The 25,905-nt window shown below is 68.2% G+C and carries 19 protein-coding genes, 1 tRNA gene and 1 pseudogene; 11 read left to right on the top strand and 10 right to left on the bottom strand.

Annotation, left to right across the window (positions count from 1 at the left end):
• Positions 1 to 3: 3 nt before the first annotated feature.
• Genes FEZ32_RS03715 through FEZ32_RS03705 form a run of 3 tightly spaced genes read right to left on the bottom strand, consistent with a single transcriptional unit; the run spans position 4 to position 2,349 of the window.
• Entirely contained in the window at positions 4 to 1,641 is a 1,638-nt protein-coding gene (locus FEZ32_RS03715) for an FAD-dependent oxidoreductase (protein WP_138679960.1), read from the bottom strand.
• Positions 1,638 to 1,949, bottom strand: a complete 312-nt coding sequence (locus tag FEZ32_RS03710) for a lycopene cyclase domain-containing protein (RefSeq protein WP_138679959.1) — start codon at positions 1,947 to 1,949, stop codon at positions 1,638 to 1,640. Before FEZ32_RS03710 ends, FEZ32_RS03715 begins: the two co-directional genes overlap by 4 nt.
• Complete coding sequence (locus FEZ32_RS03705; protein ID WP_071001120.1) at positions 1,942 to 2,349, bottom strand: lycopene cyclase domain-containing protein; 408 nt, start codon at positions 2,347 to 2,349, stop codon at positions 1,942 to 1,944. Before FEZ32_RS03705 ends, FEZ32_RS03710 begins: the two co-directional genes overlap by 8 nt.
• 297 nt (positions 2,350 to 2,646) lie before the next feature.
• Here FEZ32_RS03705 and FEZ32_RS03700 point away from each other — a divergent pair, with 297 nt between their 5' ends.
• Positions 2,647 to 3,888 (top strand): cytochrome P450, encoded by a 1,242-nt coding sequence (locus FEZ32_RS03700; protein ID WP_138679958.1) that lies wholly within the window; start codon positions 2,647 to 2,649, stop codon positions 3,886 to 3,888.
• A 356-nt stretch (positions 3,889 to 4,244) separates the two neighbouring features.
• Entirely contained in the window at positions 4,245 to 5,465 is a 1,221-nt protein-coding gene (locus FEZ32_RS03695; protein ID WP_138679957.1) for a calcium:cation antiporter, read from the top strand.
• 130 nt (positions 5,466 to 5,595) lie between these two features.
• Here the strand turns inward: FEZ32_RS03695 and FEZ32_RS03690 are convergent, their stop codons facing one another.
• The 3 genes from FEZ32_RS03690 to FEZ32_RS03685 form a co-directional block, all read right to left on the bottom strand.
• Positions 5,596 to 6,816: a trans-sulfuration enzyme family protein gene (locus FEZ32_RS03690; RefSeq protein WP_138575052.1), complete on the bottom strand. Its 1,221-nt coding sequence runs from the start codon at positions 6,814 to 6,816 to the stop codon at positions 5,596 to 5,598.
• A 183-nt stretch (positions 6,817 to 6,999) separates the two neighbouring features.
• The gene (locus FEZ32_RS13470) at positions 7,000 to 7,149 is read right to left on the bottom strand and encodes a hypothetical protein (RefSeq protein ID WP_157773942.1); all 150 of its coding nucleotides are present in this window, start codon (positions 7,147 to 7,149) and stop codon (positions 7,000 to 7,002) included.
• A gap of 389 nt (positions 7,150 to 7,538) precedes the next feature.
• Positions 7,539 to 7,880, bottom strand: coding sequence for a TfoX/Sxy family protein (locus tag FEZ32_RS03685; protein WP_028703701.1), 342 nt, complete (start codon positions 7,878 to 7,880; stop codon positions 7,539 to 7,541).
• 126 nt (positions 7,881 to 8,006) lie between these two features.
• On the opposite strand from FEZ32_RS03685, the gene FEZ32_RS03680 reads away from it, so the two are divergent.
• The 3 genes from FEZ32_RS03680 to FEZ32_RS03670 all read left to right on the top strand — a co-directional run bounded on the left by FEZ32_RS03680 (position 8,007) and on the right by FEZ32_RS03670 (position 11,963).
• Entirely contained in the window at positions 8,007 to 8,444 is a 438-nt protein-coding gene (locus FEZ32_RS03680; RefSeq protein WP_028703700.1) for an AAA family ATPase, read from the top strand.
• Positions 8,445 to 8,843: 399 nt separating this feature from the next.
• The gene (locus FEZ32_RS03675) at positions 8,844 to 10,760 is read left to right on the top strand and encodes an HNH endonuclease signature motif containing protein (protein ID WP_138679956.1); all 1,917 of its coding nucleotides are present in this window, start codon (positions 8,844 to 8,846) and stop codon (positions 10,758 to 10,760) included.
• 834 nt (positions 10,761 to 11,594) lie between these two features.
• Positions 11,595 to 11,963, top strand: a complete 369-nt coding sequence (locus FEZ32_RS03670; RefSeq protein WP_217496613.1) for a hypothetical protein — start codon at positions 11,595 to 11,597, stop codon at positions 11,961 to 11,963.
• 244 nt (positions 11,964 to 12,207) lie between these two features.
• On the opposite strand, the gene FEZ32_RS03665 is transcribed toward FEZ32_RS03670, so the two are convergent.
• From FEZ32_RS03665 to FEZ32_RS03655, 3 genes and pseudogenes are all read right to left on the bottom strand, one after another.
• A tRNA-Ala gene (locus FEZ32_RS03665) sits at positions 12,208 to 12,283 on the bottom strand.
• A 112-nt stretch (positions 12,284 to 12,395) separates the two neighbouring features.
• A complete protein-coding gene (locus tag FEZ32_RS03660) occupies positions 12,396 to 13,646 on the bottom strand; it encodes a M16 family metallopeptidase (RefSeq protein ID WP_175415805.1) in 1,251 nt (416 codons plus the stop codon).
• 272 nt (positions 13,647 to 13,918) lie between these two features.
• Positions 13,919 to 15,244: pseudogene (locus FEZ32_RS03655) on the bottom strand (M16 family metallopeptidase); the annotation flags it as partial.
• 132 nt (positions 15,245 to 15,376) lie between these two features.
• Here FEZ32_RS03655 and FEZ32_RS03650 point away from each other — a divergent pair.
• The 6 genes from FEZ32_RS03650 (at position 15,377) to FEZ32_RS03625 (ending at position 24,665) form a co-directional block, all read left to right on the top strand.
• Positions 15,377 to 15,796, top strand: a complete 420-nt coding sequence (locus FEZ32_RS03650; RefSeq protein ID WP_028703624.1) for a DUF5318 family protein — start codon at positions 15,377 to 15,379, stop codon at positions 15,794 to 15,796.
• The gene (locus FEZ32_RS03645) at positions 15,789 to 18,110 is read left to right on the top strand and encodes a transglycosylase domain-containing protein (RefSeq protein WP_138679954.1); all 2,322 of its coding nucleotides are present in this window, start codon (positions 15,789 to 15,791) and stop codon (positions 18,108 to 18,110) included. The genes FEZ32_RS03650 and FEZ32_RS03645 overlap by 8 nt, the downstream gene beginning before the upstream one ends.
• 121 nt (positions 18,111 to 18,231) lie before the next feature.
• Entirely contained in the window at positions 18,232 to 19,719 is a 1,488-nt protein-coding gene (locus tag FEZ32_RS03640; RefSeq protein WP_338028432.1) for a glycosyltransferase family 87 protein, read from the top strand.
• A 38-nt stretch (positions 19,720 to 19,757) separates the two neighbouring features.
• Positions 19,758 to 20,903, top strand: coding sequence for a mannosyltransferase family protein (locus tag FEZ32_RS03635; RefSeq protein ID WP_138680832.1), 1,146 nt, complete (start codon positions 19,758 to 19,760; stop codon positions 20,901 to 20,903).
• A gap of 445 nt (positions 20,904 to 21,348) precedes the next feature.
• Positions 21,349 to 22,608 carry an IS256 family transposase gene (locus FEZ32_RS03630; RefSeq protein WP_138679658.1) on the top strand — a complete coding sequence of 420 codons (1,260 nt, stop codon included), beginning with the start codon at positions 21,349 to 21,351 and terminating at the stop codon, positions 22,606 to 22,608.
• A 650-nt stretch (positions 22,609 to 23,258) separates the two neighbouring features.
• Complete coding sequence (locus tag FEZ32_RS03625) at positions 23,259 to 24,665, top strand: O-antigen ligase family protein (protein ID WP_175415711.1); 1,407 nt, start codon at positions 23,259 to 23,261, stop codon at positions 24,663 to 24,665.
• Here FEZ32_RS03625 and FEZ32_RS03620 read toward each other — a convergent pair.
• A complete protein-coding gene (locus FEZ32_RS03620) occupies positions 24,584 to 25,885 on the bottom strand; it encodes a glycosyltransferase (protein ID WP_138679952.1) in 1,302 nt (433 codons plus the stop codon). The two genes, FEZ32_RS03625 and FEZ32_RS03620, sit on opposite strands and share 82 nt — an antisense overlap.
• Positions 25,886 to 25,905 lie beyond the last annotated feature (20 nt).

The following is a 25,905-nucleotide window of genomic DNA, read 5'->3' as shown; positions in this document are numbered from 1 at the left end:
GACTCAGGGCAGCGCCGTCCAGGACCGCTGCCGCGGTGTGGCCAACAGGCCGCTCATCGGGGTGGACCAGACGTCCTGACCCTGGACTCCCCAGCGGTGCAGCAGGGTGTTGGCCGCCAGGAAACCGGTGGTGGCGGCGCGCTCCATCAGCGCGACCGGAAGGTCGCAGGCGACCCAGTCGCCGGCCAGCACCAGGGCCGGGGAGGGGGTCGTCACCCCGGGACACTCGGTCCAGCCGCTGGGACCGATCACCGGGCAGTCCTGCCTGGCCAGCACCTCGCGGTGAACCACACCCAGCCGCGCGGTCTCGGGAAGGGCCGCGTGGAGCTGGTGAGACAGCTCGGTGACGACGTCGTCCAGGGCGGCGGGGTCGGTGGTCACCGACGGGTCGCAGGCGTAGCCGTGCAGCTCCACGACCGAGGCGCCGCCGTGCTGGGCGGACCAGTTCCGGGCGCCGTCCTCGAACCGTTCCAGCACGGAGATGTTGTCCAGCGGACCGTATCCGCTGGTGCCGAGGAAAGGCGGTCGATCGGCCTCGACAGGTCCGTCGAGCCAGAGCCGGACCACCACGAAGGGAGGGGCGTTGCGGGTGGCTGCGACGGCGTGGCGCCAGCCGGCCAAGGAGGGCGAGGTGGTCGACGCTGCCAGCTGCCGGGCGGTGCGCGGATCGGTGGCCAGCACCACGGCGTCGGCGGACAGGACGCCGTCGTCCAGGGTGAGGGTCGCGCCCTGCGCGGTGGTGTCGATGGACCGGACCGGGCAGGAGGTGCGCACGTCGACGCCGAATCCGTCGAGGACCCGTCCGAGGGGAGCCCACAGGGTGGTGTCGTAGTCGTCGACCGGGACGTCGAAGACCAGGCCCTCGGCGGAGCCGAGGAAGTAGGTGTGGAACATCGCGACCAGCTCGCCGGCGGCGAAGTCGTCGGGATCGGCGAAGAAGGAGCGCGCGAAGACCTCGAGGGCCAGGTCCCTGGCGCCCGGCGGGAACCGCAGCCGGTCGAGGAATGCCGCGGCCGACTCGCCGTCGTAGGCGGAGAAGGTGTCGGGGAAGCGGACCCGGACCAGTTCCAGTGCCGCCGCGACGTTGACGTCGACCAGGGAGCGCAGGGTGATCGTGGGGCTGCGCAGAACGAAGCCGAGGATGCTCCACGGCGGGGTGAGCGGGATGTTCGAGAAGGAGTCGCGCAGACCGTCGGGGCGTTGCAGCGGGTAGTCCGGGACCGGGGCGAGGCTGGTGAGATCGGGGTCGAACCGCTTCAGCAGGGAGCGCAGGTTGTAGTACTGGCGGAAGAAGGCGTGGAATCCGCGACTCATGGTGCGGCCCTCGCCGATCGGCCAGGAGGCGACCCGGCCACCCAGCCGGGGTTCGGACTCCAGAAGGGTGACCCTCACCCCGCGCTCGGCCAGCACGGTGGCGGCCGCCAGCCCGGCGATCCCGCCGCCGACGACTGCGACATGGCGGTCCTCGGTGATCCGGTAGCGGCCGGTGGGGGCGGCGTGGCGGACCGCATGGCGGTCGCGTCCAGGGCGGTCGGTGCGGGCCGAGCGGCTGGTGGCGTCGGCGTCGCCGTGGTCGTTGCTGTCGGCGTCGCTGTGGTCGGCGTTGCCGTGGTGGTGTGGGAACGGGCTTCTCGCGCTCATCGTGCCTCCCTGTGGCCGAACTTGATCCAGCAGATGATCGTGAATGTGATCATGGCGAAACCGAAGCCGAAGTCCTCTATGGGGATGTCCCAGGGGAATCGGATGCCGGAGAACTCGGTGGGTTCGTAGATCACGATCGGCGCCGACAGTTTCGTGAGCCAGCCGTCCACCCAGATCTGGAAGAAGAAGACGATCGCCATCGTCAGCCAGTAGCGGGCCGAGGAGAAGATCCCGGTTCTGGCCCAGGCGAGCTCCCAGACGACCACCGCGACGATGCCGATCAGCGTCAGAACCGTGTACTCAGGCATGATCACTGCTCTCGTGGGGTCGGGTGGCGGACTCGTCGGCGATCCGGACCAGGCCGTCGGGCCATCGGTAGCGCAGGCGTCCGGGGGTGCGGGCCAGCAGCAGGATCCGGCCGACCGCCTCGTAGGTGAGCAGCGCGCAGATCGGAATGATGGTGAGGAAGAGCAACTCCTCCAGGGGCAGCGCTGCCAGGTGGATGCCGGAGATGAACCGCGGCTCGTACCACCAGTGGTGGCGCAGGATGCCGACGACGTCCCATCCCACGAAGATCACCAGCATCGGGATGAGGGTCAGCAGGAGTCGGCGGGGGGAGCGGTAGACGCGGGCGCCGATGAGGAACTCCAGCGGGAGGGTGATGGCGACACAGGCCGCCAGGACGATCAGGTACTGCCAGTGGTTCACGAGACCTCCCTCGTCGGGGTGCTTGACGGTGACCCATCGCGTGCCCGGTCGAGGTGCTGCGATGACCGGGGGTCCGCCCTGGATGTCTCGATCGTATGGGGCCGGTCCAGCCTGTGCGGGATTGTCGGGGTCGAGACGTCGTCGAGCCGGGTTGTCCAGCACCCGGTGTTCGGGGCTGCCCGGCGTGCTGCGCCTTCCTGGAATCGGGCTCGGGACGTCGTCGAGCCGGCGTGACAGGATGGTTGCGCAGCATGTGGATGAGGCAGTGTGAGGACCACGACGATCCGAGGAGTCGCGGTGGACGGACCGAACAGGCGACGGGCGGTGCAGCCCGGAGATCCGCACGAGTCGACGGTGGAGCAGGCGCCGGGGGTGTGGCGGATCGGCTCCTACCCGGTGGCGCGCGAGGTCCTGCAGGCCCGCGGCTGCACCACTCAGGCCGGGTTCACCTCCGAGTTCGTGCCGAAGGGACGGCTCAAGCACCACCCGATTCTGTTCTCCGATGGGCCCCTGCACGACGAACAGCGTCGCAAGGTGGGGCGGTTCTTCGCGCCCAGGGTGGTCAGCGAGCGGTATCGGCCGCTGATGGTCGATGCCGCCGAGAGGTTGCTGGCCGATGCGATGGATGACGCCGGGGACGTCGGGACGGCCGGTGGGGTGGGCTGTCGGGTCGAGGACCTGGCGCTGCTCTACGCCGTCGACGTCACCCGTCAGGTGGTCGGACTGACCAACTCGTCGGTGAAAGGCCTTGCCGGGCGCCTGGTGCGGTTCTTCAACCAACCCCCCTTCGACATCACCAAACCCGATCTCGGCCGGACCCGGAGACAGTGGGCGTCCGCTGCGGTGCACGGCCTGGGACCGGTGGTGAGCCTCTACCTGGCCGACGTCAGAACCGCTGTGCGGGCGCGGCGGAGGCGGCCGGGGGAGGACGTCATCAGCCACCTCATCGCGGAGGGGTACACCGACGTCGACATCCTCGTGGAGTGCGTCACCTATGGGACGGCCGGGATGGTGACCACGCGCGAGTTCATCGCGATGGCGCTGTGGCACCTGCTCACCGACGAGGACCTGCGCGCGGGGTATCTGGCCGCGGATGCCGATGGGCGGATCGGCGTCCTCGAGGAGATCATCCGTCTGGAGCCGGTGGTGGGGCACATCTACCGGCGGGTCGGCGAGACGCTGAGGGTGGCCGACGGCGCCGACGAGCGGTGCCTGGGGCGTGGAGACCTCGTCGATCTCCAGGTGCGGCAGGCCAATGTCGATCCGGTGGTGATGGGGGCCGATCCGCTGTCGCTGTGTCCGGGCCGTCCGCTGGACCGCGACGTGCACCCGGCCGGGCTGAGTTTTGGGGACGGGGCGCACCGGTGCCCCGGTCAGGCGCTCGCCCTGCTGGAGACCGACGTCCTGCTGACCCGGATGCTCGACCTCGAGCCGCAGATCCTGGCCGAGCCGCGGATCGAGTGGGACGATCTGGTCGCCGGGTACTGCCTGCGCGGCTTCCGGGTGGGTCTTGCCGGGCATCACCTCACGAACAGGTAGTCAGAGGCGGTTTCGGGGGTGATACGGGATGTCGTCGACGACGGCATCAGAGGCACCCGGGGCGACGTGGCGGCCGTCTCCGTGGTGATCATCGCTGTGGCGGCTGTCTCCGTGGTGATCCCGATCCCGGGTCCGGTGGCCACTGGTGCGCGGGGCGAAGTCAGTGTCGCCCAGCCTGCCTCTAGCTCGAAGCCAGTGGCTGCTGGTGTGCGGAGCGGAGGGTTCCCGTTGAGCCCGGCACTCCTGAGCCGGGGGTGCGGGCTCGGCTAGAGTCGGGAGATCGGAAGGTGCTGCCGGGACGACCCGGACAGCGCAAGTCATGGGCCGGGGACGACCCCGGGGAACAGATCGTCTCCGTGCCATCCGCCGCCTCCCTGCGCGCCATTCTCACTCCCGCTGTGCTCCTGCGGATCGGGGTGGGCTGGGTCGCATTCATCGCTCTGCTGATCGCCCAGCCGCTCCAGGTGGGGCAGATGCCCAGCCCGGTGCTGTTCCTGGTGCTCGCCGCGATCGTGGCGGTGATCGTGGTCTCCTCGAGCGGGGTCGTCGCCCAGGCCGAGCGCCTCGCCGACCGACTGGGAGACCCCTACGGCACGCTGGTGCTGACCCTGTCGATCGTGCTGATCGAGGTCATCCTCATCTCTGCGGTGATGCTCGGACCCGGCGAGCACACCACCATCGCCAGGGACTCCGTGATGGCCTCGACGATGATCATCCTCACCCTCGTCATCGGGGCGGCCCTGCTGGTGGGCGGGTTGCGGCACAGGGATCTGCGCGTCAACCGCACCGGCGTCTCCAGTTACCTTTCCCTGCTCGTCGTGCTGCTCGCCACCGCCTTCGCACTGCCGGCCGTGATGGGCACCGGAGGCGCTTATCCGGCCGGCCTGGCGATCCCCGTCCTGACCCTCACGATCCTGCTCTACGCGTTCTTCCTCTACCGGCAGACCGGGGCGCAGAGCAGCGATTTCAAGGAGGTCGGCGCCACCACTTCGGTGTCGAAGGGGTCGGCGTCGAAGGGTGCGGTGTCCGGGGGTGTGGCGTCCAGCCCAGCCGTGGCTGAGCCGGTGACCTCCGCCATCCCGGCTCAGCCACGCCGGACGGCCGGGTTCTCGCTGCACGAGCACGGGACGGAGGTGATCGTCCGGTCGCTGGTGCTGCTGATCACCGCGATCCCGATCGTGCTGCTCTCGCACCACATGGCCGTCCTCCTGGAGGACGGGCTGGGCCGGCTCGGTGCTCCGGTCGTGCTGTCGGGGGTCCTGATCGCGGTGATCGTGCTCCTGCCCGAGACCATCACCACGATCCGCGCCGCCTGGATGGGCGAGGGGCAGCGGGTCACGAATCTTGCCCACGGCGCACTCGTCTCCTGTGTCGGCCTCACCCTTCCCGTGGTGCTTGCGATCGGTCTGCTCACCGGGCAGACCGTCGTTCTCGCCGAGCGACCCGTGAACCTGCTCCTGCTCGCGGTGAGCCTGTTGCTGAGTCTGACCACCTTCAGCGCCCAGAGGGGCACCGCATTGCACGGCGCCGCGCACCTCTTCGTGTTCGTGCTCTACGCCATCAGTCTGTTCTCCTGAGCCGCCGCCGCGGCCGTTGCCCGGGAGCCGTTGCGCCGGCCCCGCGAAGGCGACCTCACGACGCGGTGCTCATCGAGCGGGGTCGGGTAACCCAGTGAGGCCTGTGGATGCGGGGGTTCCCAGGAGCCGCTCAGCGAACCGGTGGGAGGGCGTGGTCGAGGGCCTGGTCGATGTCGGCGATCAGATCGTCCGGGTCCTCCAGGCCGACGGACAGCCGCAGGTGTCCGAAGCGGCGGAACTCCGCGGGATAGTGCTCTGCTCCGCCCCGCCCATCGGGGCCGACGTGGACGATCAGGGACTCGTCGTGGCCGAGTGACACGGCCGAGGTGATGACTTGCAGCCGGTTCACGAACCGGTCCTGCAGATCCGAGTCACCGTCGAGCGCGAAAGCCAGCATCGCTCCCGGCCCGATCGTGCCGAACTGGCGGCTGGCCAGATCGTGCTGCGGGTGCGAGGGCAGGCCGGGATAGGCGACGAAGGCCACCCGGGGATCGGCGTCCAGGTGTGCCGCGACCCGTACGGCGGAGCTGATGTGCTGTCGCAACCGCAGTGGCAGGGTGACCGAACCGCGCAGGATCAGCCAGGCATTGAACGGCGAGATGGCTCCGCCGACGTCGACCAGCGCATCGCCGCGGATCCGCGACACCAGCTCGGCGCTGCCGATCACCGCCCCGCCCATCGCGTCGCCGTGCCCGTTGATGTACTTCGTGAGCGAGTGGATCACCAGATCGGCCCCGGCGGCGAGTGGCCGGAACACCGGTGGTGGGGTGAACGTCGAGTCCACCGACAGCAGTGCGCCGTGCTCGTGCGCGATCCCGGCGAGCGCGGCGATGTCAGCGACTCGGGTGGTGGGGTTGGCGATCGTCTCGACATGGACGAGCCGTGTGGTGGGGCGGATCGCGGCCGCGACGAGGTCAGGGTCCGAGGCGTCCACGAAGGTCGCCTCGATCCCGTACCGCTCTGGCAGCAGCTCGCTGAACAGCCGCCACACCGCCTCGTAGGTGATGTCTGAGACGACCACGTGGTCTCCTGCACGCAACAGGGTGAAGAACACCGCATGCAGCGCAGCCACCCCGGTGGCGAACACGGTGGCGGCGTCACCGCCCTCCATCGCTGCCAGCTTGCGCTCCAGAGCCTGCTGATTGACCGCACCGTTGCGGGTGTAGATCAGACTGTCGGTGCCCGACCAGTCGATACTGGCGGGGTCGTCGGGCAACAGGTAGGAGTTCGCCATCACCAACGGCGTCCGCAGCGCTCCACTGCCGGGGTCGGGCCTGTTGCCGCCGTGCACTGCCCAGGTCGCTTCACGCACCGTCGTGGGATCGTGTTTGTCGGGAGCGGCGTCGGTCATGGTCTTGTCTCCTTCGCGGACAGGTGTTGTGCCTTGGGTCGGACGCAGTGGTGGACAGCTGAGGGATGACTGCCGCCCGGGCTGCGACGAATGACGCCGTGGGCCGAGGGGCTTGTGAGGAGGGAGAGTCCAGATGTTGCAGGGCGTGACGTTGGTGACACCAGAGGCTGCGACCTGTGGCACCTACTCGACGTCCACCGTCTGCCAGATGACATCGGCGACGCACATGCCGGTGGTGGTCTCACGGTAGAACACATCCGTCGGGACCTTCTCGCCGGAGGTTCTGGCGATACCTGCTCCTTCGAGGTTGATTCTCCACGTCGCGTTCGGCATTGGCCGATCACCGGACGTCGTGGGCTCTACCTGCTCCGGCTCTCCTGCGCGCAGTCCCCTCCAGGCCGCTGCGTCCCCGAAGACCGCGGACGAGTCCTCGCAGGCGAGTGAGTTCTGGCTGCCGGACGACGCGCCGGCGATCAGCGTCTCCGTCGTGCTGATCACTTGCGCGCCGTGGGGACCCCAGAGCATCCCATCGGGGGAGCACCCTGACAGAGCAACGAGTGACGCACCAGCGATGGCCAGTGCGGGCAAGCGGCGAGGAGCCTTCACAGGACCCACGGTATAGGAGGCGGAACGCCGCTCCCGGACTCGACTATCGGACTGCTCGGTGCTTATCGGGCGCGTCCTGGGAGTACCGAGCGGTCCGGTCGAAGGCGCGGTCGGCGTCAGCGCCCGGTGACTGTGCGGTTGTAGGCCATCGCGACGGAGACCCAGGATGACAGCGTCTCGTCGTCGCTCACTGCCTCGGCCGCGACCTCGATCCAGCCCGGTCCCATGTCGCGTCCGGGGCCCATGACCGCTTGCGTGGCTCCGGGGCCGCGCAGGAGCTCGTCGTGCTGGTCGGCGTCGACGCGTACCAGGAGTCCACCGTCCTTCCGGGCGCTGGCGATCATCTTCCCGCTGACCATGATCGACCGGCCGCCGAACATCGACACCTCGCGCACCTCCGGCTCATCGGTGAGCAGCGATCGAAGCCGTTCAACCAGGTGAGTCTGTTCTGTGGTCATCGCGTGCTCCTGTCTCGGCACTTCCTGGGGGACGGAGGAGACGGTCGACGTCCAGAGTACGGTCTGCGGTCTCAATCTGAGGACGTTGGGAGGTAGCTCGGAACAGCGGCTGCATAGGGTTGGGTCATGGTCCGCATCCTTGTCACCGGCATGTCGGGCGCGGGGAAGTCGACTCTGCTCCAGGAGCTTGCCCGGCGCGGACATCTCACCGTCGACACCGACTACGACGGCTGGACGTTGCCCGGAGTGTTGTGGGACGAGCCTCGGATGAGCGCATTTCTGGCGCGCCACGACGATGTCGTCGTCTCGGGGACTGCCGAGAACCAGGGCCGCTTCTATGGCCGGTTCGAGCATGTGGTGCTGCTGAGTGCTCCGGTCGAGGTTCTGATCAAGCGTGTTGCGACGCGGACGAACAACCCGTATGGGCGCTCCGCGGACCAGCAGGCCGAGATACGGCAGTACGCGGCGGAGGTTGAGCCGCTGCTTCGCCGGGGTGCGTCGATCGAGCTCGACGCATGTCGACCGGTTGGCGAGTTGGCTGACGTCGTCGAGGGGTTGAGCTGAGCCGGGTCGGCTTGGGTTCACCTGGGTTTGCCTGGGTGGCTTGGGTCGACTGGGGTTTGCCTGGGTTTGCCTGGGTTCGGTTGGGGTGGGTCTGGCTCTGCCTGGGTTCGGTTGGAGTGGAGCCGGTCTTGCTGATTCTTGTCGGTGGTCTCTGTTAGTGTTGGACACAATGTGTCGGCAGGGTTTTTCGTGATGATTGTCGCGTGTTCACGAGAACATCGGGGAAAAACATGCCCCACACCTCCGACACACGACACCGGTACTACTGCCACGTGGTTTCCGCGGTCGGGTTTGGTCGAGTTGTGGGACAATTTCTCCTGTGAATATCGGCGATTCTTCACAGGAAACAATCGGCGTGATTGTCTGGTGTGCAGGTGCCGGTTTGCGTATCATTGACCCATGGATGACACGTCGGAATTCTGGAGAGGGATCGCGGTGATCGAGGACGCCCTCACGGCGCTGGACCTCACCGGGATCGCCGCCATGACCGACGCCCAGAAGGTCACCGCGATGACGCGGATCCGCACCCTGGAGGGGCGGGTCAGTGCCGCGGCGGCGGTGGCGACCGACGCGGTCGCCCGCTCGTGTGCCACCGAGAGGACCACCGGCACCCCGCTGGCCGACTTCCTGGCCACCACCGAGGGACGCACCCCCTCCCAAGGGCTGGGTCAGGTGTTCCGGGCCTCCCGGATCACCGCCGACCCCCGGATCCGCGACGCCGCCCTGTCCGGCCGGGTCGGGCCCGATCATGCGGCTGCGATCGGCGACCAGTTGCGCACCATGCCCCGCGACCATATGACCCCCGACCAGCGCGACGCCGCAGCCGACCGGTTCCTGCAGATCGCCGGCACCACCACCCCCGGACGCATCGGACGTGCCACCCCGAAGATCCTGGAGGAGGTCGCACCCCAGGCGGCCCCGCCGCCGCATGATGCGGCGGCGCAGGCAGCGGCCCGGCGTCGTCGGGCCGTGGCGGCCCGCCGTCTGGTGTGGAGTCGTGACGGGCAGGGGTCGGTGCACCTGCGCGGACAACTCCCCGAGATCGAGGCGGCCCGCATCATCCCGGTCCTGGAAGCGTTCGTGGAACACGGCCGGGGAGCCGAACGCGACCAGGTCGACCGGTTGAAGACCGGGCGCAGTGCTGGGACGATCACGACGGGCCAGTACCTGGCGGCCCGGCGTGACCTCGAGGGGCTGCAGGGCCGTAGTACCGGGCAGCGGGCCGCAGACGCGCTGGTCGAGATGGTCGATGTGCTCGCCGGTCTGGACCAGGTCCCCCAGACCGGTGGGCAGGCGCCCCGGCTGGTCGTCACCCTGGACTACGACAGTCTGCGGGCCGCGGTGGCCGGCGGGACGCTGGCCGGTGGGGTGCCGGTGGATGCCGGATCGTTGCGCCGGTTGTGCTGTGAGGCGCAGATCCTTCCCGCCGTGCTGGGTGGCGGCTCCCAGGTCCTGGACGTGGGACGGGCCCGGCGCCTGGTCACCCCGGGGATCCGCAGGGCCCTGGAGATCCGGGACCGGGGGTGCATCTACCCCGGCTGCACGGTCTCGGCGCAGGCATGCCAGGCCCACCACGTCCGGCCCTGGTGGGACGGGGGTCCGACCGCCCTGACCAACCTGGTCCTGGTGTGCCGGCACCACCACGGCCTGATCGAACCCGACCGCCACCACTCCCGGGACCAGTGGCAGGTCAGCTTCGACCCCCACACCGGAAACCCCCAGATCCACCCACCCACCCGCCTGACACCCCACCTCCGCAGAACCAGTGGTGGGCCGGGTGGGAGGCCGAACAGCACCGCCCCGGACAGTGCCGGGCCACCGGACCAGCCTCCCCAGGCCGGGCCGAGTGGAACGCCGAGCAGGACACAGATCGGACCCGACAAGTCGAGGCGGATACCCGATCCACCAGACGTCAGCCCCACTCCGTCCGCAGCCGGACCCGAACCGTTATCGGTCGCACCCCGCCCGCAGGCCGACCAACCCGACCTACTGGCAACCGAGTCCCAGCACCCAGAAGGCAGACCCCGGCCCGAGGCCGGGCCCGACCCGTCCGGACCCAGATCTGACCGGCACGCCGCCAGGTCCGGCCGAGCAGGAGTCAGCCGAGGATCTGAGTTGGCGAGAACGAAAGACAACCGCGACCTGCCCACAGACGGACCCGCCCGGCGCGACAGCAGATCCAATCCGCCATACCTGACCAGACGCCCCTCACCGAACCGGACCAGAACGACACCACCACAGTCGTCACCACCGTCGACGACTTCACTCACCCCGTGGAACCAGAACGCGCCCGCAACCCTCCAACCCGACCCATGACCATCAGCCGATAGTAGGATCTCAGTACGGCAGTAGCGGGTTTTGCGGTCAGGAACACCGCATGTGAAAAGGCGCAAATTTCAGTCGCAGTATAGGAGAATCTATATGGGATTGTGGAGTATTGGTGTAGCGGTTGCGGCACTGGACCCCAGATAATCAAGGATGATCACAACAACGGGCGGGACGCCGGGACGATAAGACAACGTTGCCTCTGTCGGACTGCGAACCTTCACCGTGGACACGGTGTCGGTTCGATTATGACGCTTTTGTGAGCCTATCGGACGCGGTCGTCTCGCAGGTGTTCAGACAGGGGTGGCCTATCACGCAGTGGTCTCGCTGGGTACTGTTGGGGCTCATCCGGCGGAACGCAGATCGGCAGACGGTGGCCTGCCGGGGACTTCGGCTGGTAGGCGTGCGGCGGCCAGGGTGGTGTCTCGAGGACCATCCACATCACCCATCGTCAGTATCTCTGCGGAGAGCGCATGCTTCAGTCAAAGATCAGTGAATGGCGCAGCGGAGATCGAAAAAAGTATGAGATTTCATGGATTGCAAGGCGGTCTCATGGATGTCGTAAGGATGTCGGATTTGGGATTGGCATCGACGGATAACAGTCGTTTACTGGAGCGAAGATATTAGATATTTCAGTGCAGGCGAAATTTCACAAATTTGATGGAGCGATCCCAAATGGCGTTGCGGATCAATTTGGAGCACGCGACGATTCCCTTCTGTGGTCTTGGGGTCAGATTGTTGGAAACCGAGTGTCTGGGCAAGGTACTATCTTTGGCTCAACGTATGCAAGTGGTTCCATGATCACCGGATGGAAAGGAAACTGACGTGACTTCGAGGTTGATACCTATAGAGAAACTTCCCCACGGATTTGACTATCCTCCAGAATTTCTACACGTTGTCGAGCTTGGAATCCTCAACTTGGAGCCTTGGGCAGTTGTAAGAAACGGCGCAGAGAGGATGGGTGACCTGAGAGAGCGGTTTCCGAATCGGAGACTTGTCCCCTTTGCCAGGAGAATCGACAGCGATGATATCGCCTGCTGGGACATTTCGAAGAGTGATAAGAAAATATTCGTCATTCATGACTACGCGTCGCCCGGCTGGGAGCAGCGAGACGAGTTTTCGGAATTCAACGATTGGCTCAGGAAAGCAGTTGAAGACCTCATAGAGTATGAGTATGACTCAGGGATCATTTGAATGGTGCTTATCGTGCTTTCTTCAACTCTCGATCGTGAAGAGACGGTTACGCGCGTCCAGGGTCATGTGAATTCGTTCACTCCACGTACACTTCGCTCCGGGCAGCCCGGGCATCGCACGTTGTCAGCGAATCTCTGCGACGCACACGTCCCCGACGAGCGTTCACGCGCATCGTGAAGCATCGGCAAACATGAGAGGAGGCCGTCGGCCAGGCATGACACCCGGCCAACCGGCCCCTGACTACTGGTGGAGCATAGGGGATTCGAACCCCTGACCTACTGCTTGCAAAGCAGCCGCGCTACCAACTGCGCCAATGCCCCTCGTGATCGAACGGACGCGCTGACATCTCAGTCGACGAACGAATCGACCATGACAGTGTACGCGACCCGAGCCGACCCCGCGACCCGAGCCGACAGCCCCGCCGAAGAACGCTCAGTCCAGCAACTCCGACGGCGAGATGACCTCGACCATGAACCCGGCCTCCTCAAGGGCCGGTCCCAGCGTCCCGGCCGGCCCGGCGATGCCGACCCGCCATGTCGACGCCGGCAGCAGCTCGCGCCACGCCTGGTTCGCCAGGTCGGTGGTCACAGCCGCAGTGTCGGCCATCAAGTGGTCCACCCACGCCCCGGTCAGCCCGGCCATCTCCAGGGTCGTCACCTGGCTGGCCACCGCGCCGGCGGTGTCGTACTGCAACGGAGCGACGCCGACCGCATGGTTGCGGGCGTCGCGCACCTCGGCGTCCTCGAGGGAGGGCGAGCCGGGGTCCACCAGGTCCAGAGCCGCGCGGACGGCCTGTGCCGCCACCTCGGCGCGGAACGCGCCGCCGACCGTCACCAGACCGCCGTCGCGCATCGCACGGGCCGCCGCCGACACGCCGTATGACCAGCCCTTCTGCTCCCGCAGCACCGTGTTGAGCCGCGAACCGAAGGTGCCGCCGAGCACTCCGCAGGCCACTCTCAGGGCGGCCCACCGGGAGTCCTGGCGCCCGGGCACCCGGGTCTGGATCCGGACATCGGCCTGAACGGCGTCCGGCCGGTCGACCAGCAGCACCCGGGTCGGCCCGTCGGCCCTGATCGGGTCGCTCCGGACCTCCTCGGCCGCCTCCTCCCGGGCGCCGGTCCACTGCGAGAAGGCGCCGAGATCCACCCCGTCGATGTCGGCCCCGGCCAGCACCAGGACGCCGCCGGCCGGCAGCCAGGTGGCGTCCCGGAAGTCGCGCACATCGGCGGTGGTGATGGCGTCCAGAGTGCTGGCGGTGCCCCCGGTCGGCCGCGAGGCGCGGTGCCCCAGCGGCCAGACCTCCCGCGAGACCGCCAACCCCGCCAGACTCGGACCGTTCTGAGCGGCCTGGGCCAGCTGCGAGCGGGCCTGGGCCATCTGGCGCAGGACGTCCTCATCGGCCAGCGCCGATGAGGTGACGATCTCGGCCAGCAGGTCCAGTGCCGGATCCAGGTGCCCACGCGGGACGTCGATGCTGACACTGCTAGAGGTGAGCCCGCAGCCCCCGTCGTAGCTGGCACCGATCGATTCGATCGCCTCGGCCAACTCCGCCCCCGGATGGTGCCGGGTGCCCTCGTCGCTGGTGGTGAGCACCAGATTCGCCACCCCCAGATGAGCCGGGTCCTCGGCCGACAGAGGCACATCGATGCCGAGCTCCACCGTCACCACCTGCTGGCCGGGGATCGGCACCCGCACCACCCGCAGCCCGGATTCCAACTGCTCGTGGTGCGAGTCGGGGAAGGTCCACGGGGACGCCGCCGACACCTCGGGCCGCGGGTTCAGTGGCGCTGTGTTCTCGCTCATCGTGACTCCTTGCTCAGCTCGGCGTCCCCATCGGCGCCCTGGTCGATACCGATCTCGTGCGCGACGCCAGTCTCGTCCTCGACGCCGGCTCCATCCTCGATGCCGGCCTCATCCTCGACGCCGGCCTCGACACCACCCGCAGGGCCGCTCTCCAGACGCCGGTACACCAGCATCGAGGCCTTGTCGGGGTCCAGCCATCTGGCGGCCGCCCGCGCCACGTCGTCGGCCCCCACCCGGCTCATCCGGTCCAGGTAGTCATTGACCCGGTCGCCCGAACCCATGATCGTCTCGTAGAAGTTGATCGCATCGGCGCGGTCGTCGGCGGTCGCCAGCTCCAGCAGCCAGTCCCGCTCCACCTGGGCGTGGACCCGCGCCATCTCGGCGGCGGTCGGGCCCTCGGCGGCGAGCCTGCGCAGCGCCGCCGACACCTCGTCGATGTACCGCGACTCCTCGACGCCGGGCCGCAGACTGGCCACCAGAGCCGCCGTCGAACGCCCCCGCGACAGCCCCAGGTCGTACCCGGAGATCCCCTCCACCAGCTGAAGGTCGCGCAGTAGATGGCGCACCAGCCGCGACGCCATCCCGGTCTGGAGCACCGACAGGGCGTCCTCCAGACTCAGCTGGTCGGCGTCGCTGACCGGCGGCGAGGGCCAGGACAGCGAGACGGCGGTGCGCGGCACCTCGCGCTCCAGCACCCGCCGCGAGGGCAGCGGCAGGGCGGGCACAGTCAGAGAAGGCTCAGACAGGGAAGACACAGACAGAGAAGGCGCGGCCGGCGTCCGGTCCCGCGACGGCGCCGGCCCCTCTCCGGCCGGGACAGCTCCCAGGTAGCGGTCGGCCAGCAGCAGCGCCCGGTCGGCGTCCACACATCCGGCGATCACCAGGCAGGCGTTGTCGGGCCGGTACCACTGGCGGTGGAAGGAGACGACGTCGTCCAGGCAGGCGGCGTCCAGGTCGGGAACCGAGCCGATCGTGGGGTGCGCGTAGGGATGGCCCTCCGCGACGCCGTCGGCGCCGAACTGCTGGGCGAGTAGGTGGGCGAGCATGTCGCCGTAGGGGAGGTTGTCGTAGCGCTGGCGCTTCTCCTCCTTGACCACCTCGCGCTGGATGTCCAGGTTCTCGGTCGTCACCGCCAGGTGGGCGAGCCTCTCCGACTCCAGCCACAGGGCCAGTTCGAGCGCGCCGGCCGGGACGGTCTCGAAGAAGTTGGTGCGGTCGAAGCTGGTGGTGGCGTTGGCGGTGCCGCCCACCGACTCGACGGTGGCCAGGTGCTCACCCGAGGCGATGCCGCTGGTGGTGCCGGAGAACATCAGGTGCTCGAAGAGGTGGGCGAAGCCGAAATGGCCCGCCGTCTCATCGGCCGAACCGACCCGGTACCAGATGTTGACCGCCACCGCCGGGCAGGTCATGTCCGGGTTGACGACAACCCGCATCCCGTTGTCAAGGGTCGTCGACCTCAGTGCGATGTCTCCAGGCATGTCGCCGAGAGTATCCGGTATGCGCCGCGCGGGCTCTCGGCAGGACTCCGGGCGGGATGTCGGCAGGACGCTGAGACGCCTCGCGCCCTCCGCACTGACCCCCGATTCGCCGGGCATCGTACGCTGGAGGCCATGAAAACGCAGCGAGAAGTGGTATCCCACGCGCTGCAGCGCCGTCGAGCACTCGAGGCACTGCGCAGCCCTCGGGTGGATCTCAACGCCCCGGCATCCTGCGACGCCGACCCGATGCTGGTCCGTGCCGCCCTGCACCACGGCGAGGAGATGGACATCCCCTGCCCGGTGTGCGAGTCCCCGCGGCTGACCCTGCTGCGCTACACCTACGGCCGTCAGCTCGGCCAGTTCTCCGGACGGATCAGAACCGCCGAGGAGCTGGAGGAGATGGAGACCGAGTTCGGGGAGTTCCGGGTCTACGAGGTCGAGGTGTGCCCCGACTGTCTGTGGAATCACATCGTGACCCATTACATTCTGGGGGACGGTCGCCGTCGAAGGCCTCCGCGACACCAGCAGACAGTGGAGGACATCTATGGCTGATCCGAAACGCAGGGGACGGTCCGGTGCGCCCAGGCGCGCCGCCTCCGCAGGCGTCTCGGGGCGCAGCTCACGCCGGCGCCGGTCGCGGGTGGCCACCTTCTTCAGGCGGCTGGGATTCACCGTCCTGGTGCTGTTCCTGGCGATGGCCGTGACGATCGGCGTGGCGGCCATCGTGTTCTACAACCGCACGAATCTGCCCGACCCCAACAAGGACTTCCAGACGAACACCTCCTTCGTCTACTTCCATGACGGGAAGTCGAAGATGGGGTCCTTCTCCATCCAGAACCGCCAGACGATCAGCTACAACGAGATGCCCGAGTCCATCAAGGACGCCGTCATCTCGGCCGAGAACCGGTCATTCTGGGAGGACAAGGGGATCTCCTTCGAGGGAATCGTCCGGTCCGCCGTCGCGATCGCCCGGGGCGGCGACGTCCAGGGCGGTTCGACCATCACCCAGCAGTACATCAAGGTGCTCTACCTCACCCAGGACCGCACCATGCAGCGCAAGTTCCGGGAACTGGTGCTGGCGGTGAAGATGGGCAAGCAGGTCCCCAAGCAGGAGATCCTCGCCGGCTACCTCAACACCATCTACTTCGGCCGCGGCGCCTACGGCATCGAGGCCGCCGCGAAGGCCTACTTCAACGTGAGCGCCAGCAAGCTCACTGTCCCGCAGTCGGCGGTGCTTGCCTCGGTCCTGAACAACCCGAGCCTGTTCGACCCCTCCGACGGGGTGGCCGCGCGCAACCGGCTGCTCAACCGGTACCGCTACGTGCTCGACGGGATGCTGGAGGCCGGCAACATCACCCAGAGTCAGCACGACGAGTACTACCGGGCGCTGCCGAAGTTCCCCGAGGTGCCGATCAACAACCGCTGGGGCGGGACGAACGGCTACCTGCTGAAGATGGTCGAGCAGGAGCTGCTCAACCAGGGATTCACCGAGTCCCAGATCAACGGCGGCGGGCTGCGGATCACCACCACCTTCGACGTCAACGCCCAGAAGGCGGCTGTTGCGGTCGGCAAGCAGTACCAGCGGACCGCCGGCGCCAACGCCGGGGCCGCCAGGGCCAAGCAGCTGCACGCCGCGATCGCCTCGGTCGACGCCTCCAGCGGAGGGGTCATCGCCCTGTACGGCGGCAACGACGACTACATCTCCAACACCCGCAACTGGGCGACGACGGCGCGCCCGGCGGCGTCCACCTTCAAGACCTATGCGGCGATCGCCGGGATGCGACACGGGTTCAGCCTGAGGTCCAGCCTCAACGGCGACACCTTCACCCCCAATGGAGACTCCGTGCCGATCCGCAACGAGTTCAACGAGGAGTACGGCACCGTCACCCTGCAGAAGGCGGTCGAGGACTCCATCAACACCGCCTTCGTCGACATGGTCTCCCAGATCGACAACGGCCCCGCCCAGGTGGTCAAGGCCGCCAACGACGCCGGGGTGCCCAAGGGCGACGGATGGGATCTCAACAACCGCATCCCGCTGGGCGTGGCCGAGGTGAGCCCGCTCAACCAGGCCGCCGGCTACGCCACCCTCGCCAACGAGGGCAAGCGGGTCGATCCGCACGTCGTCGCCTCGGTGACCGACAGCAGTGGCCGGACGCTGTACACCGCCAAGGCGCCGAGTCAGCAGACCGTCGAGAAGGACATCTCCCACGACGTCACCTACGCCCTGGAGAATGTGGTCAACGAGGGCACCGGAACCGCCGTCTCCGACCTGGGCTATCCGGTGGCCGGCAAGACCGGTACCAACGGGGTGGGGGACGACATCACCTCGGCCTGGTTCGTGGCCTTCACCCGCCAGATCTCCACGGCCGTGATGTTCGTGGCCGGGGACTCCGGCAATGCCGACCTCGACCCCTACGCCGCACCCGGGGATCCCACCTTCTTCGGCGGGACCTACCCGGCCCAGACCTGGGCCTCCTACATGCGAGTGGCGATGTCGGGCAAGAGCCCCCAGGGGTTCCCCGAGCCGGACTGGGTCAACCTCAGCGGACACCACTACGGCGGCACCGATCGCAAGGAGGTCGCCACACCGACGCAGACGGCAGCGTCTGCGACCAGTGCCCCGACCACCACCCCGAGCAGCGCTCCGCCGTCGTCTGCGACGGTGACCATCCCGCCCACCACGACGTCCACCAGGACGACCTCGGCCCCGACCAGCTCCGCTGCTACCCACGAGACCTCCACCCGGAAGCCCACTGGCGAGCAGACCGCCACGACGACCTCCAAGAAGCCGAACCACGAGCAGCCCGAGGAGGGCCGGGGCGCAGAGGCTCCGGGAGGCAGGCACAGCCCGCGCAACGGCGGCTGACTGGACGCAGTCGGGCGGAAGGTAGCCTGACCCCGTGACCTTCCCCCAGCGCTACGCACGGCCCGAGCACCGCCGCTCCCTGGCGTCGCGCTGGGGTCTGGACGGGCGCATCGGGGGCCCGATGGGCCGGCACGCCTGGCCGCGCGGACGGTTCTTCGACCCGGCGCCGTGGGCGGTGCTCACGGCCACCCTGGTCTGGCTGCTGGCCATCTACCGGATGACGCCGTGCATCCAGCACAACGTCACCAAGGGCGTCGACCCCTATCAGCGGCTGTGCTACTCCGACATCCCGGTGATCTACCAGAGTTCGGGGATGGGCCACGGCGCCGGGCTGCTGCGCGGCATCGGCATCGAGCAGAGTCCCCTGGTGATCGCCCTGATGGCCCTCACCCGGGCCGTCACCGGGCTGGTCGGCGGCCATGTCGTGCCGACAGCGTCCCCCCAGCAGGTGCTGGACGCCTCCAACATCTACTGGGGGATCGCCCAGATCGTGCTCTTCGCGGCCTTCCTGGGGGTGGTGGTCGCGGTGATGCTGATGGGCCGGGGGTCCGATCACGGCGTCGGGATCACCGCCCAGGGCCGGCCCGACTCGCCGCCGCGACGCAGCTGGGACGTCTTCTGGGTGGCCGCCAGTCCGTCGATCTACCTGGCCGGGCTGGTCGACTTCACCCTGGTGCCGGTGTGTCTGGTGATGTTCTCCCTGCTGGCATGGGCGCGACGCCGCCCCGCCCTGGCCGGGATGCTCATCGGTCTGGCCTGCGCCGGTAGCCTGCAGGCCGGCCTGGTCGCCTTCGCCGTGGTGGTGCTGTGCCTGCGGGCCACCCGGCTCACCGAGCTCGGCCGCTACCTGGTCACCGCGATCACCGTGCTGGCCGCATGCCATCTCGTGGTGCTGCTCATCAGCCCCAGAACGTGGTGGCGAAGCTTCCACAACACCTTCTGGTCGGGCACCGGGCTGGGCACGGTCTGGTACATCGTCAAAGACTCCACCGGTTCGATCGTGCCCTGGGTGGGGTGGATCTCCGGCGTCCTCACCGCCGCCGGGCTGATCGCCCTGGCCTGGTTCTCGCTGTCGACCCCGCGTCGTCCGCGGTTGAGCCAGGTGGCCTGCTTGGCGGTGATCGTCTTCCTGCTGACCGCCAAGGTGTACTCCCCTCAGTTCGTCCTGCTGCTCATCCCGCTGTGCGTGCTGGCGCGGCCCGACTGGCGCGACTGGACCGTCATCACGATCACCGAGTCGCTGTACTTCTGCGCGGTGTGGGCCCATCTGGGCGGTCTGACGATGCCCGGCGGGTCCAGTTCCGACGTCGTCTACTGGGTGGCGATCGTGCTGCGGCTCGGCGGCCAGGTGTGGTTCGGGTGGGGGATCCTCGACGACATGAGACGGCCGTGGGTCGACTCGGTGCGGGTCGGGTTCACCGACGACCCGACCGGGGGAGTGCTGGACCATGCCCCCGACGGGCAGGATGAGGCCGCTGTTGTCGAGCCTGAGGCGCCGGCGTCCAGTACCGCGATGGCGGAGGACTCGACCGGGACGCCGACGGATCGGCCAGATGCGGCAGGGGAACGGCTCGCGGCAGACGAACCTGAGACCGGACCGACCCGGTGAGCGCACGGACGTCCCGGACCACCGCGGTCCGGGCGACGATGCCTGCCGATGACCTGGGCCTGGTGATGAAGACCTGGCTGGGCACCAGGGCACTGCTCGCTCTGGTCCTGGCGGTCGTGGTGATGACCGGCCACAGTCTGGAGAGGGCGATCTCCAACTGGGACGTCCAGCACTTCATGACCATCGCCCGCGACGGCTACGCAGACTCCCTGGAGATGGCCTTCTTCCCGGGGCTGCCGCTGGTGATGCGCGCCGGAGCGCTGATCGGGGTGCCGATGCCGGTCACCGGCGCGGTACTGGCACTGATCTGCTCCCTGCTGGCCGCCGTCGCCCTGTTCCGGATCGGTGGGACCGTGCCGGCGTGCCTGTGGCTCATCGCGCCGACCGCCGTCTTCACCACCGTCGGGTACACCGAGGCGCCGTTCTGCGCGGCGGCCTTCTGGGCGTGGGAGCGCGCCCGGGCCGGAAAGTGGTGGCCGGCAGCGGGGCTGGCGGCGCTGGCCTGCACACTGCGCGTCTCCGGACTGTTCCTGGTGGGGGCGCTGGCCGTGATGGCCATCCTGGGGGACGGTCAGTGGCGCGACGGACGGGCCGGCAGGTCCGCCCGGCCGATCAACCGGAAACCGGCGGCGGTCGCCGAGAGGCTGGCCCCGCTGCTGCTACCGCTGGCGGTGCTGGCCGGCTATGTCGTCTATCTGCACTCGCTGACCGGGTCGTGGACCGCGTGGTTCCAGGCCCAGGACCGCGGCTGGGGACGCGGCTTCACCACCCCGATGGAGTCGCTGCGCAACACCATCCCGGCCACCGTGACGTCAACCTGGCGATCGGTCTACGGGGCCGACGCCGGGGCGGTGGCGATGCTCTTCCGCCTTGAGATCCTCGCCCTGGTGGTCGGCATCGCCACCACCCTGTACTGCCTGCTGAGACGCCGCTGGGCGTCGGCCTCGTGGGTGGGGATCCAGGTGATCGCCTTCTCGATCGGGCACTGGTTCATGAGCGTGAACCGGGCGGTGCTGCTGTGGTTCCCGCTGTTCATCGCGATCGGGGAGCTGACCCGCGGGCCGTCCCGACCGGTGGGGCTCAAGCTGTTCTGGCGGTGGCTGGTGCTGATCGCGGTGGTTCTCGACCTGGCGGTGATGGCGTGGTGGGGATGGCTCTTCTACTCCGGAAAATGGTCCAGCTGACGGTGCTGGGTTGATCGGCGTCCATGCGTCTGGATCCCGGTCGCTGGTGTTCGGTTGGCCGGCGTCCAGGGGTCGGATCCCGGGTGGCTGGTGTTCAGGCAGCCGGTCTTCCGACACAGTCGACCCGACACCACCTCCCGATCAGCGTTCCCGCCCCGCCCCCGTCTCTGCCTGGCCCCGGCGTACCCCTTCCCCCTCCGCTCCGCCGTACCCCTACCCCTTCTTTCTCAGCGTTGATCCAGTAACTCGGCGTTGATCCTCTTGCAACTGGATCAACGCCGAGTAACTGGATCAACGCGGGGACGGGGAGTAGTGCCCCTTATGGTGGTGTAACCCGCTGGTGACCAACCCGTCGGCCTCCGCGACTTCGTGGTGGACGGCAGCGCGGTCACCGTGTGATCCTTCGAGAAAGCTCTCTACTTCTCACTCGAAAGGAACAACCACGATGACCGCTCCTCATATTGTCGACCCGACGCGGGTCCTGGACCAAGCCCTGGGCCAGGCCTCCCCGGACCTGCTGCGCTCACTGCTGCAGACGATGATCAACATGCTCCTGTCAGCCGACGCCGACCAGGTCGCCGGCGCGGAGTACGGCCGCCCCGACCCCGACCGCCTCGTCCAGCGCAACGGCTACCGTCACCGCGACCTGGACACCCGGGTCGGCACGGTGGACGTGGCGATCCCCAAGCTCCGCCAGGGCAGCTACTTCCCCGAGTGGCTGCTGGAGCGGCGCAAGCGCGCCGAGTCGGCGATGATCACCGTGGTCGCCGACGCCTACCTGGCCGGGGTCTCCACCCGCCGGATGGACAAGCTCGTCAAGAGCCTGGGTATCGACTCCCTGTCGAAGTCCCAGGTCTCCAGGATGGCCGCCGACCTCGACGCCCAGGTCGAGGCCTTCCGCCACAGGCCTCTGGGCGAGGCGGGCCCGTTCACGTTCGTGGCCGCTGACGCCCTGACGATGAAGGTCCGGGAGGCCGGACGGGTCATCAACGCGGTCGTGCTGACTGCCACCGGGGTCAACGCGGACGGCCACCGGGAGGTCCTGGGCCTCCAGGTCGCCACCGCTGAGACCGGGCCGGCCTGGAACACGTTCTTCGCCGATCTGGTGGCCCGGGGCCTGTCCGGGGTGCGGCTGGTCACCTCGGATGCCCATGCCGGGCTGAGGGAGGCGATCGCGGCGAACCTGCCCGGGGCTGCCTGGCAGCGGTGCAGGACCCACTACGCGGCCAATCTGATGAGCGTGTGCCCCAAGAGCCTGTGGCCGGCGGTCAAGGCCATGCTCCACTCGGTCTACGACCAGCCCTCCGCGGCCGCCGTCGACGCCCAGTTCGACCGGCTGCTGGACTATGTGGAGGCCAAGCTTCCCCAGGTCCATGCCCATCTGGACGCCGCGCGGGCCGATCTGTTGGCGTTCACGAGTTTCCCGGTCGACGTGTGGCGCCAGATCTGGTCGAACAATCCTCAGGAGCGGCTGAACAAGGAGATCCGGCGGCGTACCGATGCCGTGGGGATCTTTCCCAACAGGGAGGCCGTCATCCGGCTCGTCGGGGCCGTGCTGGCCGAGCAGACCGATGAGTGGGCCGAGGGCCGGCGCTACCTGGGCCTGGAGGTCCTGGAACGCTCACGAGGCACTCACAACCCCGACGGCCCGGACCAGACGCACCTGGAAGGAGCAGACCCCATCCCACCCGAACTGGCAGCCTGACCCCGTATCGAAAGATCACGAAACGGATACACCACTACCAGGGACTTGACCGGACGGGGACTGGTCCAGGAGTTGATGGCACTGTGATGCCAATGAGAACGCAGGGCTTTGCGACGGGCAGTACGGACGCTATGAACACCGGAATGTGGGCACCAGATCCCGGTTCAGGGAACAGAATCGGTCGGCGAACCTCCTCAGCGGGGACGGGGAGTGCACAAATCACTCGCTAAACCAGGGTTCGCGCCGCTGGCGCTGCCTAAGTGCTCGACTGGCGAGTGATCCGTGCAGTGAAGAGGTCAGGCTCCTCCCGGGTGGCATGATCGGGGTGCTCCGAGATGAGGTGGTTGAGCGACATGGTGGCAGGAGAACCCGGCGACGGTCCGGCCGACACAGGCGGTCCGGTCGACGGCAATAAGCCGGCCGGCGCAGGCGGTCTGTCTGGCCGTGATGAGGCGGTCGACGCCAACAAGCCGGCCGACGCCAGCGGGACGGTCAACGCCAACAGGATGGTCGTCCCCGACGCCGCAGACCTCGGTGACCACACCACGGCCGTGGGAGGGGTGGCTCGAGGGAGTCGGGTGACCCCCAGCAGGGGTGACACACCTGGTGACGAGGTGGCACTCACATCAACGGCGACTCCCGGGAGTGGAATGGCACCTAGCACAGAGTCCGGAGGGACCCGGACCCAGCGAATCCGCGACGCCGCAGCTGACTGGCGCCATTGGCTCCCCATCGTCGCCCTCACCGCACTGATGGTCATCGAGACCTTCTTCGACCTGAGACGCGCCCCCACCCCCAGCCCCTGGCTGTGGAACAGCTACTTCTTCGTCTACTACATCGGCACCGTCATCTGCCTGATGCTGTGGCCCCGTCCGGCGACGACGTTCTCCAGACCGGGGAGCACCATCGTGCTGTCCGGTACAGCTCTGATGGTCTACGCCCTGGTCTCGGCATCGATCACCCCCAGGCCCTACGTCTCCTACACCGTCATTCCCCGGTCCTATCTCACCGTCCCGATCCTCACCGCACTGGCCACTCTGCTGCTCGCCACAGCCATCATCCGCGTCCTTCCCCCCGGCCCGCTGCACCGGGTTCTGTGGTGGCCGGCCGCGGCCACCATCGTCTGCTCGTTCCTGCAGTGGCCGCGTTCGGCCGCGGTCCACGGGTCGGCCAGGCTGGCCACCGGGATGGGTGGTTCGGCGGTGGTCCACGTCCCCCTCATGCTGGCGGCAGGGGTGACGATGGCGGCCGCACTGGCCGGCTGGCGGCGATGGTGGAGCCTGGGGCTGGCCGCACTCGGCGTCCTGGCGGTGGTCCTCACCGGCTCCCGCGCCGGGGTGATGTGCATGCTGCTGGCCGGGGTCGTCATCGCCCTGCAGTGGTTGCGCAGCCGTCGCGCCTGGATCGGAGCGGGAGTCGTCGTGGTCGTCGCGGCGATCCTGGTCACCGCCGTCCCGGTCCTGCACCGGCTGTTCAACCCGATCGACGAGCTGCGCGCCAAGAACCTCGACACCTCGCTGACCTTCTGGGCCAGCACCCCGACGCACATCCTGATCGGTGTCGGTTCGGGTCGGCTGTGGCCGTGGTACGCCTTCGACTCCCACCTGCTGAGGACGCCGTGGCGCGGCATGGTGACCACCCACTGGGGGCCCGCCCTCAACAGCGCCCACTCGACCTTCCTCCAGGTGCTGGTGGAGCTCGGACTGGTCGGATGTCTTCTCCTGGCGCCGGTGATCATCGTCCCGGTGGTCGTCCTGGTCCGTCGGCTGTGGCCGAGCCTGCGCCGACACGCCCGTCCGGACCCCGAGGACGTCATCCTGGTCGCCCTGGTGGCCACCATCGGTGCCTTCCTGCTCGACACCTATCTGCTGAAGAACTACGGCGCGAGCCTGTGGTGGTGGCTGGTCGCGCTGGGTGCTCTCAGACGTCGGCCCACGTCTCACGAGGAGAGTGAGCTCGAGCTCCACGGCGAGGATCAGCTCACCTCCCCCGACCTGGCCGGGACTCCGTCCTGCGACTCCTCAGCCCCCAGCACCTCGGCGCAGAACGCCGGGTAGACCTTCGCCTGGTCGAAGCCGGTCTCCCACACCTGGCGGGACGCCGCGCAGGCGGCCTGGAAGGCATCCGCATCGAGTCCGGCCAGCCAGGCCAGGGCATCGACGGCCTGCCCGCCGGTGAACTCCGCCGGCAGGAGTTTCCCGTTCACGCCGTCGTGGACGATCTCGGCGACCCCGCCGACGTCGGTCGCCAGGATCGGGATTCCCAGGGCGGCGACCTCCATCATCGACACCGGCAGACCCTCCGAGGTCGACAGGTTGATGAAGCAGGACGGGTTCAGCGCCCGCTCGACATCGGGAACCTCGTTGTTGGGGACGTGCCCGCGCAGATCGGTCCACTCCCCGACCCCGGCCCGCTCGACGGCCTCGCGGACCGCGTCCATCTGCGGGCCGTCGCCCAGATGGGTCCAGACGGCGTCGATCCCCCGGCTGCGCAGCCCGGCGAGGATCGCCGGCAGCCTGTCCACCCGTTTGACGGGCACCAGATGCGAGCAGCTCACCAGATGGAACGGGCTCCTCGCGCAGATCGCCTGCTCGCCGGGGTCGACCGTGCCCAGATGGCGGGTGTGGATCTTGTCCGCGAAGGCCGGCCAGCGCCGTCTCAGCTCGCGGCTGCCCTGCTCGGAGACCGGGTAGACGCCGTCCAGGGCCCCCAGCAGGAGCTTGCGCTCGGGGATATGGCCGTACTTCGTCTCGCCCTCGTAGAGGTCGTACCGGTGAGCCCGCGACACGATCCGGTCGACGACGACCCCGCGGCTGCGCAGGTCGGCGGCCAGCAGCATCGCCAGCCGCGCCTGGACGTGGAACCAGAAGGAGTAGATGACGGCGTGCGATCCGGGTGCCAGACGCAGCCTCGGGAGCTCCGCGGCCAGTGCGTCGGCGGTACGACGGGCATGGTTCTCAAACATCGCATCCAGAGCGAGTATCCGGGGGTTCCTGGCCGCGTCGCCACTCAACGCCTCGCGCGGCAGCTGCGAGAGGCCGGGGAGTACCTCCTTCAGCGCGGCGAGGCCGGAAGGAAGAGCACCCCCGGCGACGACCACCTCGACATTGCTCGGCACTTCTCGGGTCATGACATCCGTCGGTCTCGTCTGTGTGGCCACGACGATCACACGGTCGAATGCGTGGGCGAGGTGTCCGATCTCGTTCTCGATGAACTCCTCGCCTGTCGACAGCGGATAGAAGCTGGTGAGGAGGAACAGACTCGTTGCGCTGGGCATGACCACAGATTACTGAGGGC

Origin of the sequence: Acidipropionibacterium jensenii (assembly GCF_005890135.1) — a bacterium.
Classification (GTDB): domain Bacteria; phylum Actinomycetota; class Actinomycetes; order Propionibacteriales; family Propionibacteriaceae; genus Acidipropionibacterium; species Acidipropionibacterium jensenii.
This window is presented reverse-complemented; position numbering and strand designations above follow the sequence as displayed.